At 69.9% G+C, this 14,165-nt stretch carries 13 protein-coding genes; 6 read left to right on the top strand and 7 right to left on the bottom strand.

Annotated features, from left to right (window positions below; all coding sequences use genetic code 11):
- Nucleotides 1–6: 6 nt before the first annotated feature.
- The 3 genes from ACYVAK_RS00310 to ACYVAK_RS00300 all read right to left on the bottom strand — a co-directional run bounded on the left by ACYVAK_RS00310 (nucleotide 7) and on the right by ACYVAK_RS00300 (nucleotide 2,443).
- Complete coding sequence (locus ACYVAK_RS00310; protein WP_461056863.1) at nucleotides 7–636, bottom strand: SOUL family heme-binding protein; 630 nt, start codon at nucleotides 634–636, stop codon at nucleotides 7–9.
- A gap of 78 nt (nucleotides 637–714) precedes the next feature.
- On the bottom strand, nucleotides 715–1,656 hold the full coding sequence (locus ACYVAK_RS00305) for a hypothetical protein (RefSeq protein ID WP_461056861.1): 942 nt from the start codon (nucleotides 1,654–1,656) through the stop codon (nucleotides 715–717).
- A gap of 7 nt (nucleotides 1,657–1,663) precedes the next feature.
- Complete coding sequence (locus ACYVAK_RS00300; RefSeq protein WP_461056859.1) at nucleotides 1,664–2,443, bottom strand: ferredoxin--NADP reductase; 780 nt, start codon at nucleotides 2,441–2,443, stop codon at nucleotides 1,664–1,666.
- A 391-nt stretch (nucleotides 2,444–2,834) separates the two neighbouring features.
- Here ACYVAK_RS00300 and ACYVAK_RS00295 point away from each other — a divergent pair, with 391 nt between their 5' ends.
- The 5 genes from ACYVAK_RS00295 (at nucleotide 2,835) to ACYVAK_RS00275 (ending at nucleotide 6,200) form a co-directional block, all read left to right on the top strand.
- A complete protein-coding gene (locus tag ACYVAK_RS00295) occupies nucleotides 2,835–3,044 on the top strand; it encodes a cold-shock protein (RefSeq protein WP_297865901.1) in 210 nt (69 codons plus the stop codon).
- Nucleotides 3,045–3,147: 103 nt separating this feature from the next.
- Nucleotides 3,148–3,783 (top strand): glutathione S-transferase family protein, encoded by a 636-nt coding sequence (locus ACYVAK_RS00290; RefSeq protein WP_461056856.1) that lies wholly within the window; start codon nucleotides 3,148–3,150, stop codon nucleotides 3,781–3,783.
- A complete protein-coding gene (locus ACYVAK_RS00285) occupies nucleotides 3,780–4,193 on the top strand; it encodes a hypothetical protein (RefSeq protein ID WP_461056854.1) in 414 nt (137 codons plus the stop codon). Before ACYVAK_RS00290 ends, ACYVAK_RS00285 begins: the two co-directional genes overlap by 4 nt.
- A 97-nt stretch (nucleotides 4,194–4,290) precedes the next feature.
- On the top strand, nucleotides 4,291–5,814 hold the full coding sequence (locus ACYVAK_RS00280; protein ID WP_461056852.1) for a fumarate hydratase: 1,524 nt from the start codon (nucleotides 4,291–4,293) through the stop codon (nucleotides 5,812–5,814).
- Complete coding sequence (locus ACYVAK_RS00275) at nucleotides 5,811–6,200, top strand: hypothetical protein (protein ID WP_461056850.1); 390 nt, start codon at nucleotides 5,811–5,813, stop codon at nucleotides 6,198–6,200. Before ACYVAK_RS00280 ends, ACYVAK_RS00275 begins: the two co-directional genes overlap by 4 nt.
- 10 nt (nucleotides 6,201–6,210) lie before the next feature.
- Here the strand turns inward: ACYVAK_RS00275 and ACYVAK_RS00270 are convergent, their stop codons facing one another.
- Both ACYVAK_RS00270 and ACYVAK_RS00265 read right to left on the bottom strand, forming a co-directional pair.
- The gene (locus ACYVAK_RS00270; protein WP_461056848.1) at nucleotides 6,211–6,987 is read right to left on the bottom strand and encodes a DUF4197 domain-containing protein; all 777 of its coding nucleotides are present in this window, start codon (nucleotides 6,985–6,987) and stop codon (nucleotides 6,211–6,213) included.
- A gap of 41 nt (nucleotides 6,988–7,028) precedes the next feature.
- Nucleotides 7,029–9,170 (bottom strand): TonB-dependent receptor family protein, encoded by a 2,142-nt coding sequence (locus tag ACYVAK_RS00265; RefSeq protein ID WP_461056846.1) that lies wholly within the window; start codon nucleotides 9,168–9,170, stop codon nucleotides 7,029–7,031.
- Between the two features lie 157 nt (nucleotides 9,171–9,327).
- Here ACYVAK_RS00265 and ACYVAK_RS00260 point away from each other — a divergent pair, with 157 nt between their 5' ends.
- Complete coding sequence (locus ACYVAK_RS00260; protein ID WP_461056844.1) at nucleotides 9,328–10,053, top strand: NAD(P)H-binding protein; 726 nt, start codon at nucleotides 9,328–9,330, stop codon at nucleotides 10,051–10,053.
- Nucleotides 10,054–10,086: 33 nt separating this feature from the next.
- On the opposite strand, the gene ACYVAK_RS00255 is transcribed toward ACYVAK_RS00260, so the two are convergent.
- Together ACYVAK_RS00255 and mfd are read right to left on the bottom strand one after the other, a co-directional pair.
- Nucleotides 10,087–10,674: a GNAT family N-acetyltransferase gene (locus ACYVAK_RS00255; RefSeq protein ID WP_461056842.1), complete on the bottom strand. Its 588-nt coding sequence runs from the start codon at nucleotides 10,672–10,674 to the stop codon at nucleotides 10,087–10,089.
- A 7-nt stretch (nucleotides 10,675–10,681) separates the two neighbouring features.
- On the bottom strand, nucleotides 10,682–14,131 hold the full coding sequence (gene mfd / locus ACYVAK_RS00250) for a transcription-repair coupling factor (protein ID WP_461056840.1): 3,450 nt from the start codon (nucleotides 14,129–14,131) through the stop codon (nucleotides 10,682–10,684).
- Nucleotides 14,132–14,165: the final 34 nt, after the last annotated feature.

Raw genomic sequence — 14,165 nt, 5'->3', positions numbered from 1 at the left:
GCGGCGTCACTCGCGGCGCCGCACCGGCAGCAGGATTTCGTTGCGACGCAGTGGACCCGGCACCCAGGGCGCGTCGTACTGCGCGGACTGGGGCTCGGCGGCGGCCGCCCAGCCGGCCTCGGCGAGTTCGCGCTCCAGCACCCGCAGGTTCTCGGCGTAGCGGATCGGGTTCCAGCGTCCGCTGAAACGGATGGCCGCCACCTTCCTCGACGGCACGCCGACGATGCGGATGCGGGGATCGCGCGGCAGCGGCAGGGTTTCGGCCGTGTAGCGCGCGGGCATCACGAAGCCGACGACCCAGCCGTGCGGCGAGCCCGATTGCGTGACCGGCGCGGTCATGCCGATGCGTTCGCCTTCGCGCTCCTGCGTGACCGGCGAAGTCATGCCGATGCGTTCGCGCTTCGTGTTGTTGCCGAAGATGTAGTCGGCCAGCGGCTGGAAACCGAGGTTGCCGGCGCGACCGAAGTCCTCCGTGGCCACCACCACTTCCGCCACCAGCATCGGCGCGTACTCGCGCACCTCGACGCCCGCATCGAGCCGCTCCGCCACCGTGTAGGCGGGTTCTTCCGCGCGCGATGCGGCGGGGATTGCCGCCATCACGACGGCGCACAGCAAGGGCAGCAGGCGGGAACGCATCCGGGCACGAAGCGGCGATGGGGAAGACCGGTGCAGCCTGACGTCCTGGACGTCGCCGCCGCGTCGTGGTGCCGAGATTCACCCGTCGCGGGGTGCCCCGAGCGTGCGAACCAGCCCAGCCAACGCACCGAGCCCGCTGAAGGCGATGCCGGCGAGCAGCAGGATCCCGACGGCGGCGACGCCGGCGAAAAGCAGGCTGGCGTCACTCATCAGATAGGCGATCGCCAACGCGAGCGCGCCGACGCCCGCGCCCGCGGCGAGGCTGAGGGGAAGGACCGCCAGCGCAGCCAGCGCATCGCCGGACCACGCCAGCGCCGTGGTCGTCCGGGTCCGCCGCCACCCGTAGCCGAGTGCGGCGAGACCCCCGATCAGCAGGGCCGCCAGCGGAGACCAGCGGGTCACCTCGACGGGCCCGCTGCCGATCGTCTCGTCCAGCACGCCGGGCAGCAGTCCGAGCACCAGATCGACCCCGAAGCTCATGGCCGCGCCGAACACCGCCACGCCGACCCAGGCATGGCCCCGCCGCGTCGGTGGGGCTGGCGATGCGCCGGCCCGGGGCAGGAGGACGGCACCCACCGTGGCGCAAAGAGCCGCGACGCCGAGATGGAGCACGGACATCGCCGCGCCGACGATCGCGAATCCTGCCGGGGATTGCAGGGCCGTGATGTGGCCGAAGGCGAGGGCGGAGACGATGCTGACCGCAATCCATGCGCCGAACGCGCCGGAGAGGCCGGTAATGGCGGCGGCGCCGCGCGCATGGCCGACCCGGTCGGGGGCGCGCGCCTGCCGCCGTTCGGCGACAAGGAAGACGAGGACGGCCAGCAGTATCGCGCCGAGCAGCCCCTGGCCGACGAGGCCGGGAAGCAGGTCGTGCAGCACGTCGGGCATGTCGTCGTCGCCCATGAATCGCCCAAGCGTCATGGCCACGTTCACGGCACTGGTGGCGAGCGAGCCGCCCGCGGCCCAAAGGGCGGCGGCGAGGGGAAACGCGATGGTGTCCCGGGGGGAGGACGCGGGCATCAGGGGTTTACTTCTCGACGAAGGCGCGTTCGAACACGTAGTGGCCCGGCTGGCCGATCTTCGGCGAGGCCGCGAGGCCGCGCTCATCGAGCAGCTTGCGGAAATCGGCGAGCATCTGCGGGCTGCCGCAGATCATCGCCCGGTCGGTCCCGGGGTTGATTTCGGGCAGGCCGAGGTCGCGCTGCATCGCGCCGCTGGCCATCAGGTCGGTGATGCGGCCGTGGTGCTTGAACGGTTCGCGGCTGACGGCGGGGTAGTACAGGAGCTTCTCGCGGATCTGCTCGCCCAGATACTCGTGCTGCGGCAATTCGCGTTCGATGTAGTCGCGGTAGGCGAGGTCTTCGGCGTTGCGTACGCCGTGGGTGACGATGACCTTGTCGAAGCGCTCGTACGTGGCCGGGTCGCGGATCACCGAGAGGAAGGGCGCCAATCCCGTGCCGGTGGCCAGCAGGTAGAGGTTGCCGCCCGGATGCACGTCGCTGATCAGCAGGGTGCCGGTGGGCTTGCGCGAGAGCAGCAGGGTGTCGCCGGGCTTGATGTGCTGCAGGCGGGAGGTGAGCGGCCCGTTCTGCACCTTGATGGAGAAGAACTCCAGGTGCTCGTCCCAGTTGGGGCTGGCGATGGAATAGGCGCGCATCAGCGGCTTGCCCTCGACTTCGAGGCCGATCATCACGAACTGGCCGTTCTCGAACCGGAACCCGTCGTCGCGGGTGCAGGTGAAACTGAAGTAGGCGTCCGTCCAGTGGCGGACGTCGAGGATGGTTTCGGAGATGAAGGCGCTGGACATGCCGGAGAGCGTCGACGGGAGGCCGCCATTGTCGCATCCGTGGGGCGGACACCGTTGGCCGCGGGCATGGCAGCTCCGGCCCCAAGGGGGGATTTTCCCGATGGTCTTGGCCGGGATTCGCGCATTTTCCTGCTGCGTCGCAGCAGCCGATGCCTGCGGTTCAGCTCCAGGGGCCCGATTTCGCCAACTCGATCACGGGTTTCCCGGGCCTTACTTTTCGTTCAGGCGCGGGTTACTGTAGGGCGGCTGCTGCGCTTGGGTCACCGTTCACCGTGACCAGGTGTGCTGATCCGACCGATCCGCTGCTTCGACGCAACGATTCCCCGGGCAAGCAGTCATGGCGCGAGGCCTGCGCCGTTCCCAACCAGCCAATGTTCGAGGACGCAAAGCAATGTCGGATCGTCAGTTCGGGACCGTGAAGTGGTTCAACGATGCCAAGGGCTTCGGCTTCATCACGCCGGAGAACGGCCAGGATGTGTTCGTCCACTTCCGCTCCATCATGGGTAACGGCTTCAAGACGCTGAAGGAAGGCCAGCGCGTGAGCTTCAAGGTCGTCGCCGGCCAGAAGGGCATGCAGGCCGACGAGGTGCAGGTGGCCTGAGCCGCCGCGCCGCGATGCCGTCGAGAAACCCCGGGCTCGGCCCGGGGTTTTTTTCATTTCCGGGCGAGGCCACACTGCGGCATCGCCCCCGTGGAGCCCCAGAATGGACGTCCTGTACTACTCCCCCGGCAGCGCCAGCCTGTGCGTGCACTGGCTGCTCATCGAGATCGGCCGGCCGCACGAGCTTCGCCGCGTCGACCTTGCTGCCGGCGAGCAGCGTTCGGACGGATACCGCAGGCTGAATCCGGCGGGCGTGGTGCCCACCCTCGTGCTCGACGGCGAGGTCTTCAATGAATCGGGCGCGATGGTGTTGATGCTGGCCGACCGCTACCCGGACGCCGGCCTGATGCCGTCCACGGGCACGGCGTCAAGGCAGCGTGCCTACCAGTGGCTGCTGTTGATGGCGAACGGCCTGCAGCCGCCGTTCCGGACCTGGTTCTACCCGCACGAACCGGCGGGCGAGGGGGCGAAGGACGCCGCGAAGGACGTCGCCCGCCAGCGCATCGAGGCCTTCTTCGACCGCGTCGAGGCCCACCTCGCGGCGCACGGCCCCTACCTGCTGGGCGAGCGGGTGTCCGCGCCCGATTTCTTCCTGGCCATGCTCTGCCGCTGGTCGCGGAACATGCCGAAGCCGGCCACCGAATGGCCTGCCCTGCGTGGCTTCATCGACCGCATGCGCGCGCGTCCGAGCTTCAAGCTGCTCTGCGAGCGGGAAGCCTTGACGGAGTGGCTTGCGTGACCCATTCCGTGCCGATGCAGGCGATCGCGGGCCTCGAGCCCGCGGACCTGCGTTGGCGCGTCGACGTCGACGTGCTGGTGGTGGAGTTCCGTGGCCGCCGGCATGCCGCCGCCCACATGGCGGCCTGCTGGCGCGCCGTGCAGGCCGTCGCGGCGGAGCGGGGGCTCGTCAAGGTGCTCGCGGTCGACCTGATGGAGGACGAACCGCTCACCGGCGAGGCGCGTGCCGCCTTCATCCGGCATCTGGGCTTCGCGCTGTTCGAAGGGCGCCGGTGGGCGTACGTCGCCCGTTCGGCGGACCGCGTGGGTGCCTACGAGGCCACCCAGCTCGACGCCCAGGAGCAGGGGCTCGACATCCGCGTGTTCAGCTCGTTGGCGGAAGCCGAACTCTGGGTGCGATTCCCCGGCTGATCGTCGCGCCCGGTCGGGCACGTCGTGGACGGGATGTCCGCGACGGTCGATTAAACTGGCGGCCTGTCCCCAGCCCGCGGCGCCGCGCCGCCATGCCATGACCGTCATCAAGCAGGACGACTTCATCCAGTCGATCGCCGACGCGCTGCAGTACATCAGCTACTACCACCCGGTCGACTACATCAAGGCGCTGACGAAGGCCTACGAGAAGGAGGAGAGCCCTGCGGCCAAGGACGCGATGGCGCAGATCCTCATCAACTCGCGCCTATGCGCCGAAGGCCACCGCCCGATCTGCCAGGACACCGGCATCGTCACCGTCTTCCTCGAGATCGGCATGGACGTGCGCTGGGACGCGACGCTCTCGGTCGAGGACATGGTCCACGAGGGCGTGCGCCGCGCCTACAACCACCCGGACAACAAGCTGCGCGCGTCCGTTTTGGCCGACCCGGCGGGCAAGCGCACCAACACCAAGGACAACACGCCGGGCGTGGTGAACATGAAGGTCGTGCCCGGCGACAAGGTCGACGTGATCGTCGCCGCCAAGGGCGGCGGTTCGGAGGCGAAGTCGAAGTTCGCGATGCTGAATCCGTCCGATTCGATCGTGGACTGGGTGCTGAAGACCGTGCCGACCATGGGCGCCGGCTGGTGCCCGCCGGGCATGCTGGGCATCGGCATCGGCGGCACCGCCGAGAAGGCGATGCTGCTGGCCAAGGAAGCCCTGATGGAGGAGATCGACATCCAGGACCTGATCGCCCGCGGCCCGAGCAATCGCGCGGAAGAGCTGCGCATCGAGCTCTACGAGAAGGTGAACCAGCTCGGCATCGGCGCACAGGGCCTCGGCGGCCTGACCACCGTGCTCGACGTCAAGATCAAGGACTACCCGACCCACGCGGCCAACCTGCCGGTGGCGATGATCCCGAACTGCGCGGCCACGCGGCACGCGCACTTCACGCTGAACGGCAGCGGCCCGGTAATGCTGGAGCCGCCCTCGCTCGAGGACTGGCCGGAGCTCACCTACGACGCCTCGAAGGGCAAGCGCGTCAACCTCGATGGCATCACGAAAGAGGAGATCGCGAGCTGGCAGCCCGGCGACGTGCTGCTGCTCAACGGCACGCTGCTCACCGGCCGCGACGCCGCGCACAAGCGCATGGTCGACATGCTCAACAAGGGCGAGCCGCTGCCGGTCGACCTGCGCGGCAAGTTCATCTACTACGTCGGCCCGGTCGATCCGGTGCGCGACGAGGTCGTCGGCCCGGCCGGTCCCACGACCGCCACGCGGATGGACAAGTTCACCGGCCAGGTGCTCGAGGCCACGGGGCTCTTCGGCATGGTCGGCAAGGCCGAGCGCGGTCCCGTCGCCATCGAAGCGATCAAGAAGCACCAGAGCGCCTACCTGATGGCCGTCGGCGGCGCGGCCTACCTCGTCTCGAAGGCGATCAAGGCCGCCAAGGTCGTGGGTTTCGCCGACCTCGGCATGGAGGCGATCTATGCCTTCGAGGTGAAGGACATGCCGGTGACCGTGGCCGTGGATTCGCGGGGCGAGTCCGTGCACACGACGGGACCGGCCGAGTGGAAGGGCCGCATCGCCAAGAGCCTCGGTATCCCGGTGGTCGTCGAGTGAGTCCCGGCGGGCGGCCGTCGCGCGAGCGGCGGCTGCTCATGATGGATGCGGCGGGCGCGGCGCTCACCGCCGCGATCACGCTGGGTTTTCTCGCGAGCGCCGTCGTCCAGAGCGGCGTGCCCTCCATCGCATGGTGGATCTTGGGCGGCGTGGCGACGGGCCTCGCCGTGCTCGGTGCCGCTGCACTGTGGCGGCAGTGGCCTCCCGCGCCCCAGCTTCGGCGCCTCGCGGCCGCGAACCTCGCCTACGCGCTCGCTTCTCTGCTCTTGGTGGCGACGTTCCACGACACCGTGACGATCGTCGCCGTCGCCTACGTGATGGTCGAAGCGTTGGTGCTGGTGATCCTCGCGAGCGTCGAGTGGCGCGAATCCGAGCGCGTCGGCTGAGCGGCTCGGTTCAGCCGAAGACGCGGCGCAGCAGGTCGGTGTTGCGCGCCGAGGGGTTCGATCGGATCGCCTGCTCCTGGCCACCGATGACGTGGAACAGGCCGTCGATCGATCGGGTCGTCACGTAGTCGTCGAGGTCCAGCGCCGAACGACCGTCGCGACCCCCGCCGCCGAGCAGGGCGCCCAAGGTGCCGCCCGCGGCGCGCTCGGTGAAGGCCTTGTACTTCTGGGTGACGCCGACGCTGGCGGTCTGCCGCGCGACGATCGGACGGAACGAGGCGAACAGGGCCTCGCCGCTGCTGCGCTTGAAGTAGTCGGTGGCCGAGGTGCCGCCGCCGCGAACGATGCCGATCGCGTCCTGCAGGGTCATCGCGCGGACGGCATCCGCCAGGATGCCGGCGGCCGCGGGTACGGCCTTCTCGGCCGCGCGATTCATCGATTCCTCGAAGGCATCCACACGTGCGCCCTGGCCGGCGCGGCGGGCGAGGTCGGCGACCTGCCGGAGGCGGTCCGGCACCAGGATCTTGACCGCCTGGTCGCGGAAGAAACCGTCGGGACGCCCCAACTGGCGGATCGAACGGTCGACGCCCTGGGCCAGCGCTTCCTTGATCCCGCGAGCGGCGTCCGACGACGACAGGGTCGCCGTGCCGGCGCTGCCCCCGCCGATACGCTGCAGGGCGCGCTCAAGGCCGGACTGCGCGAACAGCGACGGTGCGGCAAGGGCCGCGGGCAGGGTGACGGCGAGGGTGGCGAGCAGGTCGCGACGGCTTCGGGACGCGGGGCGCATGTCGGGGCTCCGGAGGGGGAGCCCCGAGCATACGCGGCCCCTCACCAGCCGTAGCGGAGGCCGGCGACGATCTGGCGCGGGTTGCCGAAGAGCAGGCCGCGCGTGCGGTCGACGATGTACTCGCGGTCGGTCAGGTTCTTCACCGCGACGTAGCCGCTCCATGCGCTGCCCATCGGCTCGTAGTTGAGCGTCGCGTTCCAGGTCGCATAGCTGTCGAGCTGGCCGAACTGGCCGTCTCCGTTGAAGGCCGGGTTCAGCGTGTTCGCGAAGTCGGCCCACTGCTCGCCGACCTGCTGCACTTCCACCGAGCCGTCCCAAGGGCCCTGCACGTAGCCGACCCGGAACGTCGTCGTCAGGTCGGGCGCATAGGGCAGGCGGTTGCCGGCCACGCTGCCGCTGGCGGCGAGGCCGTTGTCCACGCGACGCAGCAGCGTCGACTGCTCCGCCGTCGGCAGCCAGGTGAGGGCCAGGTTCGCGTAGAACTCGCCGCTCCGGCGCTGCAGCGCGCCGCGGTTCAGCCCGGCGGCGAATTCGAAGCCCGCGTACTCGGTTTCGCCTTGGGCCAGCGGCGTGCCGCCGCCGGCGATCGAGCCCACCAGCACCTGGTTGTCGAAGTCGGTGCGGAAGGCCGTGGCCTCGATGTCGATGCCCTGCCAGCGCGTGCGCAGGCCGAGTTCGAGGTTCAGGCTTTCCTCGGCATCGACGGCGACGCTGGTGCCGTTGCCGGCGATCAGGTCCTCGACGCGCGGCGGCGCGAAGCCCTCGTGCGCGGAAGCGAACAGCACGAGCGTGTCGCTGACGGTCCAGTTGGCACCGAGGCCCCAGGTGGTCTCGGCGACATCCTCGGCACCGCCGAGCCCGCCCGGCAGGCGGTTGAGGCGGGTGAACTCGATGTCCTCGCGACGCAGGCTGGGCGTCAGCTGCACCGCGCCGAGATCGAAGGTGGTGGTGGCGAAGGCGGCCAGCGCTTCCGCCGTACGGAGGTTGTTCTCGACGAGGGTGCCGGTGCGCGCGGCGGGCGAGGTGCCGTTCACCTGGAAACGCACCTGGTCCTCCTCGTGCCAGCGCAATCCGACTTCGCTGCTGCCGGCCGTCCCGAACAGGCTGGTGTCCCAGCTCAGGCGAGTGTCGACGCCCCACGTGTAGTAGCGGCGCAGACGGCCTTGGGCCGAATTGCAGAGTGCCGGGTTCACGCGCTCGCCGCGCAGGCGGGCGTCGCGGAAGGCCGTGCCGCACTGCGTGTCAGTGGTCGTGCTGGACTGGCGCCACCAGTCGCGGATGAATTCGCTGTAGTACGCGGAGGTCAGCAGCTGGAGGCCCTCGCGCGGCGTCCATGCATGGCTGGCGGAAAGCGCGCCGTGCTCGATGTCGAAAAGGTCGTTCTCGAAGGGGTAGTACTCGGCGCCGAAGTTGCGGTATTCCGCTTCGGTGAGGCCGGAATAGCCCACCTCCGATTCTTCGCGCAGCTTGTTCGCGCGGAAGGTGAGGGCGTGCTGGTCGTTGACTTCCCACTGGTACTTCGCGAACAGGTCGCTCTGTTCGAGTTCGGTGTTGTCGCGCGCCCCGTCGCCCTGCTTGTGGCCGAAATCGACCAGCAGACCGTCGCCGCCGACGCTGGCGTGCACCGCGCCGTAGCCGCGGGTGCCGGCCGACACCTGCACGTGCCCCGCCGCCTCGTCCGGCGGGGTGGGGGTGATGTAGTTGATCGCACCGGTGATGGTCTGCGGGCCGAAGCGCAGCAGGCCGGCGCCCTTCAACACTTCGATGCGGTCGTAGCGCTGGATCGGTGCGTGGTAGTAGCTGGCGTTGTCGCCGTAAGGCGCGTACATCGCCGGCAGGCCGTCCTCGAGGATCAGCACTTTGGTGCTGCGCGTCGGGTTGCTGCCCCGGATGCCGATGTTCGGACGCAGGCCGAAACCTTCTTCGTCACGCACGGTCACGCCCGGCACCTTGCGCAGTGCCTCGTTGACCGTCAGCGCTCGGGCCGACACGAGCACGCTCTGGTCCAGCGTGGTGGCACTGCCTTCGGCGGTCGCCGGCGCAGGCAGGCGACCCACCACTTCGATCGTGGCCAGCGTGCGCTTGGTGTTGCTCGGTTCGGGGGACGGCGCGGGCGCAGCGAAGACCGGCAGCGGTGCGAGGGCCAGCGTCAGGGCAACGGAGAGAGGGGTTCGGCGGATCATCGGATCGAAGGGTTGCAAATGAGAACGCTTATTATGCGTTAATGACTCTGTTTCGTCATCCCGCTGCATCGCCGCTGCAAAACCGTGCCCCCGATCGGTTTTTTGCCCGGGTGCGCGTGCTAGCCTCGGGCGTCTTTCACGCCCCCGACACGCCCCCATGCAGGCCCGTCTGCCGCTGCCGGAAACCGACGCGCAGAGCCTTCGAGTGCTGCTGACCGGAGCGTCGGGGCTGGTCGGTGGGCACGTGCTGCGGCGCCTGTTGACGTCCGGTGAGCCGTTCGACGTCGTGGCTCCCACCCGGACGCCGTTGACCGTCCAGTCGCCCCGTCTCCGCAACGTGGTCTACGACTCGAGCACGGCCGAGCGACGCTCCGACAGCGGCCTGCGCCGCAGCCTCGCCGGACTCAAGGCCGACGTGTGGATCTGCGCGCTCGGGACGACCATGGGCAAGGCCGGCAACCAGGCGGCCTTCGTGGCCGTGGACCGCGACCTCGTGCTGAAGTTCGCGGCGCTGTCGCGCGCCCTCGGCGCGCGCCACGCCATTCTTGTGTCGTCGGTCGGGGCCAACGCGAAATCCGGCAGTTTCTACCTTCGCGTCAAGGCCGAGGCCGAGCGGGGGCTCGCCGAACAGAACTTCCCCCGCGTCGACATCCTGCGCCCCGGGCTGCTGCTGGGCGAGCGCGGCGAACGGCGACGCGGCGAAGCGTTCGCCCAACGCTTGGCGCCGCTCTACAACCCGCTGCTGCTGGGGCCGCTGTCGCGTTTCCGCGCTATCGAGGCCAGCCGCGTGGCCGAGGCCGCCGTCAACTTGGCGCGGGCCGGCGGGAGCGGCTGGTTCGTGCACGAGTACGCGGGCATCCGCGACGCCGCGGCCGGGGGCTGAAGCCCGAAGCCGCTGCGCCGAGCCTCCACCGCTTCAGCGATGTCCGGCGGCTGGGACGAGGCGGTAGAGCGCCAGACACTGCCTCTCGCTCTCGGTTCGCCAGCGGTCTCGGACCGGGCGTTCCCTGTGGAACCCCAGCGATTCCAGTACCCGGCACGAGGCGAGGTTCATGGGATCGACCTCGGCCTCGATCCGCTGCGCCCCCAGCGTGCCGATGGCATGCCCCAGGGCCAACGCGATCATCTCTCGACCAAGGCCTCTTCCCCACATCGCGGGGTCGAGCAGGTAGCCGATCTCCGTGCGTGGGCGCGGTGGGGCGATGCGGAAGAGGCTGACCCATCCCACCAGCACGGGCGATCGGGGCCGCCGCGCCGCGAAGCGCAGCAGTGCTCCCCCGCGCGCACCGGCCTCCACGTCATCGAGGAAGGCCTCGGCACGTGGAATGTCATCCGCTGCCCACGCCGCGGTGCTCCAGTAGCGCATGGCGCGCGGGTCCGCGTGCAAGCGGGCCAGCGTGACGGCATCGGCGCCGGCGTCGCATTCCGGCCACGGACCGAGCTGGACGCCCCTGCCCTGAAGCGTCGGGAGGTTTGCGGCGTGCGGTCGGCCCGGCGGACGCATGCCGCGCTCAGCCTTGGGCGAGCGTGGTGAACAGCGCCCGCGCCGCGCGCAGGCGGCTGGCCGGGTCGGGCAGCTCGAGCTTCATCTTCAACTTGTCCGGGCCGTCCATCGCGTAGACCTTGGGCTGGCCCTGGATCATGCGGATCACCGACATCGGGTCGATGCTGGGCTTGGCATCGAACACGAGGCGGCCGCCCTGCGGGCCGAGGTCGAGCTTGCGGATGCCGAGGCGCGCGGCGTCGAGCTTGAGCTCGCTGACGGCGAACAGGTGCTTGGCGGCGTCGGGCAGTACGCCGAAGCGATCCACCAGCTCGACCTGCAGCTCCTTGAGGCGGTCGGCGGTCTTCGCCGCGCTGATGCGCTTGTACTGCGTCAGGCGCGCGTGCACGTCGGGCAGGTAGTCGTCGGGCAGCAGGGCCGGCAGGTTGAGGTTGATCTCCGGCCCGATCGGCGCGCCGGCGTCGAGGTCGGGGATCTTGCCGGCCTTGATCGACTTGACCGCGCGCTCAAGCAGTTCCGTGTAGAGGCTGAAGCCGACTTCGGCGATCTGGCCCGATTGCTCCTCGCCGAGGAGTTCGCCGGCGCCGCGGATCTCGAGGTCGTGCGTGGCCAGCATGAAGCCGGCGCCGAGCTCCTCGATGGCGGCCAGCGCCTCGAGGCGTTTCTCGGCGTCGGCGGTGAGCTTCGGCGGCACGATCAGGTAGCAGTACGCGCGGTGGTGCGAACGGCCGACGCGGCCGCGCACCTGGTGCAGCTGCGCGAGGCCGAACTTGTCGGCGCGGTTGACGATGATGGTGTTGGCGCTCGGGATGTCGATGCCCGATTCGATGATCGTGGTGCACACCAGCACGTTGAAGCGCTGGCGGTGGAAGTCGAGCATCACCTGCTCCAACTCGCGCTCGGCCATCTGGCCGTGCGCGACGCGGATGCGCGCGTCGGGGACGAGGGCCTGCAGGTCGCGGGCCATCTTCTCGATGGTGTCGACCTCGTTGTGCAGGAAGTACACCTGGCCGCCGCGCGCCAGTTCGCGCTGGAAGGCCTCGGTGACGGTCTCGTTCTCCCATGGCGCGACGAAGGTCTTCACCGCGAGGCGGTGCGCCGGTGGCGTCGCGATGATCGACAGGTCGCGCAGGCCGCTCATCGCCATGTTCAGCGTGCGCGGGATCGGGGTGGCGGTGAGCGTGAGCAGGTGGACCTCGGCACGCAGCGCCTTCAGGCGCTCCTTCTGCCGCACGCCGAAGCGCTGCTCCTCGTCGACGATGACGAGGCCGACGTCCTTGAACTTGACGTCCTCCTGCAGCAGCCGGTGCGTGCCGACGATCACGTCGACCTTGCCCTCGGCCACCTGGTCGAGCACGGCCTTGATGTCCTTGGCCGACTTGAAGCGCGACAGCACCTCGACGCGGATCGGCCAATCGGCGAAGCGGTCGCGGAAGTTCCGGTAGTGCTGTTCGGCCAGCAGGGTGGTGGGCACCAGCACCGCCACCTGCTTGCCGGCCGCCGCCGCGACGAAGGCCGCGCGCACCGCCACCTCGGTCTTGCCGAAACCGACATCGCCGCAGACCACGCGGTCCATCGGCGAGGGCTTGGCGAGGTCGGTGATGACGGCGTCGATGGCGCTGAGCTGGTCGGGCGTTTCCTCGAACGGGAAGGTGGCCGCGAAGGGCTCGTACATGGCGCGGTCGACCGGCAGGGCGAGGCCGGCGCGCGCCTGGCGGCGGGCCTGGATCTCCAGCAGTTCGGCGGCGACGTCGCGCACCTTGTCGGCGGCGCGCTTGCGGGCCTTTTCCCAGGCCTCGCCGCCCAGGCTGTGCAGCGGCGCGTGCTCGACCGAAGCCCCCGAATAGCGCGAAACGCGCTCGAGCTGCGACACGGGCACGTAGAGCTTGTCGCCCTTGGCGTACTCGATGACGAGGTACTCGCCGGCGACGCCGCCGGCCTCCAGCACTTCGAGGCCGCGGTAGCGGCCGACGCCGTGCTCCTCATGGACGATGGGCGAACCGACGGCGATCTCGGACAGATCCTTGATGATCGCGTCCGGGTCGCGCACGCCGCGGCGCGTGCGGCGCCGCGACTGTTCCGCCTTCTCGGGGAACAGCTGGCGTTCGGTGAGCACCGCGATCGCGGGTTCGGTCAACGCGAAGCCGGCATCGAGCGGAACGACGCCGATGGCGTAACGATGCTCGCCCTCGAGGAAGGCGGCCCAGTCGGCGACGGTCGGCGGCTTCAGGTCGGCGGCGGCCAGCACGTCGATCAGCGCTTCGCGGCGGCCCGGCGAATCGGCGGCCAGCAGCACGCGGCCGGGATAGCTCGACAGGAAGGCCCGCAACGCCGCGGCCGGCGCTTCGCCCTTGGCGGCCAGCGGCAGGCTTGGCGCCGGCTGCGCGTCGAACACCAGGCCTTTCTCGAAACGCGGGTGCTCCGGCGGCACCTGCTCGATGCGGACGTGGCGGTTCAGCGCGGCCCGCAGTTCATCCAGCCGAAGCCACAGGTCCTCGGGCGGCAGCACCGGACGCTCGATGTCGTGGCGGCGCTGCTCCCAGCGCTGCGCGCATTGGGCCAGCTGCTGCTCGGCGGCCGGCTCCCAGCCGGCGTCGAGCACCACCAGCGCATTCGCCGGCACGTGGTCGAACAGGCTCGCGGTGCGCTCGAAGAAGAAGGGCAGGTAGTACTCGATGCCGGCCGGTGCCACGCCTTCCTTCAGGTCCTGCACCAGCGGGCAGCGCCGCGGGTTGACGTCGAAACGGTCCAGCATCGCCTCGCGGGCGCGCTTGCAGGAGGCCTCGTCGAGCGGGAACTCGCGGGCCGGCAGCAGTTCGATGGCGTCGATGGGGTGCATCGAACGCTGCGTTTCCGGGTCGAAGCTGCGCAGCGAATCGATGGTGTCGTCGAAGAGCTCGATGCGGTAGGGCTCGGCGGCACCCGTCGGGAACAGGTCGAGCAGCGCGCCGCGCACGCTGAAGTCGCCGGGGTCGTTCACCTGCGGCACGTGGCGGTAGCCGGCGGCCTGCAGGCGGCGTTTCTCGGCGTCGAGGTCGAGCTTCTGGCCTTTCTTGAGGTCGAGCACGTTGCCGGCCACCCACTCCGGCGGCGCGAGTCGCTGCAGCAGGGTCGAGACCGGCACGACCAGCACGCCGCGCTTGAGCGACGGCAGCCGGTACAGCGCCGCGACACGTTCGGAAATGATGTCCGGGTGCGGCGAGAACAGGTCGTAGGGCAGGGTTTCCCAGTCCGGGAAGTGCAGGACGGGAAGGCCGCGCGCCAGCGACTTCAGATCGGCTTCGAGCCGTAGGGCGGTGGACGTGTCCCGCGCGACGGCGACCACCAGACCGTCATGCGCGTGGGCGCGTTCGACAATCGCCAAGGCCCCGGCGGTCGGGTTGACGGGGAGGCGCCAGTCGGCGCGCTGCTGGCCGCGGGCGGGGAGCGGCGCGGCGGGAAGGCTGGGGTGCGTCATGAGGGCGCGGAGTGTAGCGCGGGCCTTCGCGATC

This window comes from Silanimonas algicola, assembly GCF_054777375.1.
The sequence above is the reverse complement of the archived record's forward strand: the minus strand, read 5'-3'. Positions and strand labels throughout refer to the sequence as shown.

Bases quoted from the DNA above. Each gene is read 5' to 3' on its own strand.
- ACYVAK_RS00310 (WP_461056863.1), bottom strand. From the start codon at position 636: ATGCGTTCCCGCCTGCTGCCCTTGCTGTGCGCCGTCGTGATGGCGGCA.
- ACYVAK_RS00305 (WP_461056861.1), bottom strand. From the start codon at position 1,656: ATGCCCGCGTCCTCCCCCCGGGACACCATCGCGTTTCCCCTCGCCGCC.
- ACYVAK_RS00300 (WP_461056859.1), bottom strand. From the start codon at position 2,443: ATGTCCAGCGCCTTCATCTCCGAAACCATCCTCGACGTCCGCCACTGG.
- ACYVAK_RS00295 (WP_297865901.1), top strand. From the start codon at position 2,835: ATGTCGGATCGTCAGTTCGGGACCGTGAAGTGGTTCAACGATGCCAAG.
- ACYVAK_RS00290 (WP_461056856.1), top strand. From the start codon at position 3,148: ATGGACGTCCTGTACTACTCCCCCGGCAGCGCCAGCCTGTGCGTGCAC.
- ACYVAK_RS00280 (WP_461056852.1), top strand. From the start codon at position 4,291: ATGACCGTCATCAAGCAGGACGACTTCATCCAGTCGATCGCCGACGCG.
- ACYVAK_RS00270 (WP_461056848.1), bottom strand. From the start codon at position 6,987: ATGCGCCCCGCGTCCCGAAGCCGTCGCGACCTGCTCGCCACCCTCGCC.
- ACYVAK_RS00265 (WP_461056846.1), bottom strand. From the start codon at position 9,170: ATGATCCGCCGAACCCCTCTCTCCGTTGCCCTGACGCTGGCCCTCGCA.
- ACYVAK_RS00260 (WP_461056844.1), top strand. From the start codon at position 9,328: ATGCAGGCCCGTCTGCCGCTGCCGGAAACCGACGCGCAGAGCCTTCGA.
- ACYVAK_RS00255 (WP_461056842.1), bottom strand. From the start codon at position 10,674: ATGCGTCCGCCGGGCCGACCGCACGCCGCAAACCTCCCGACGCTTCAG.
- mfd (WP_461056840.1), bottom strand. From the start codon at position 14,131: ATGACGCACCCCAGCCTTCCCGCCGCGCCGCTCCCCGCCCGCGGCCAG.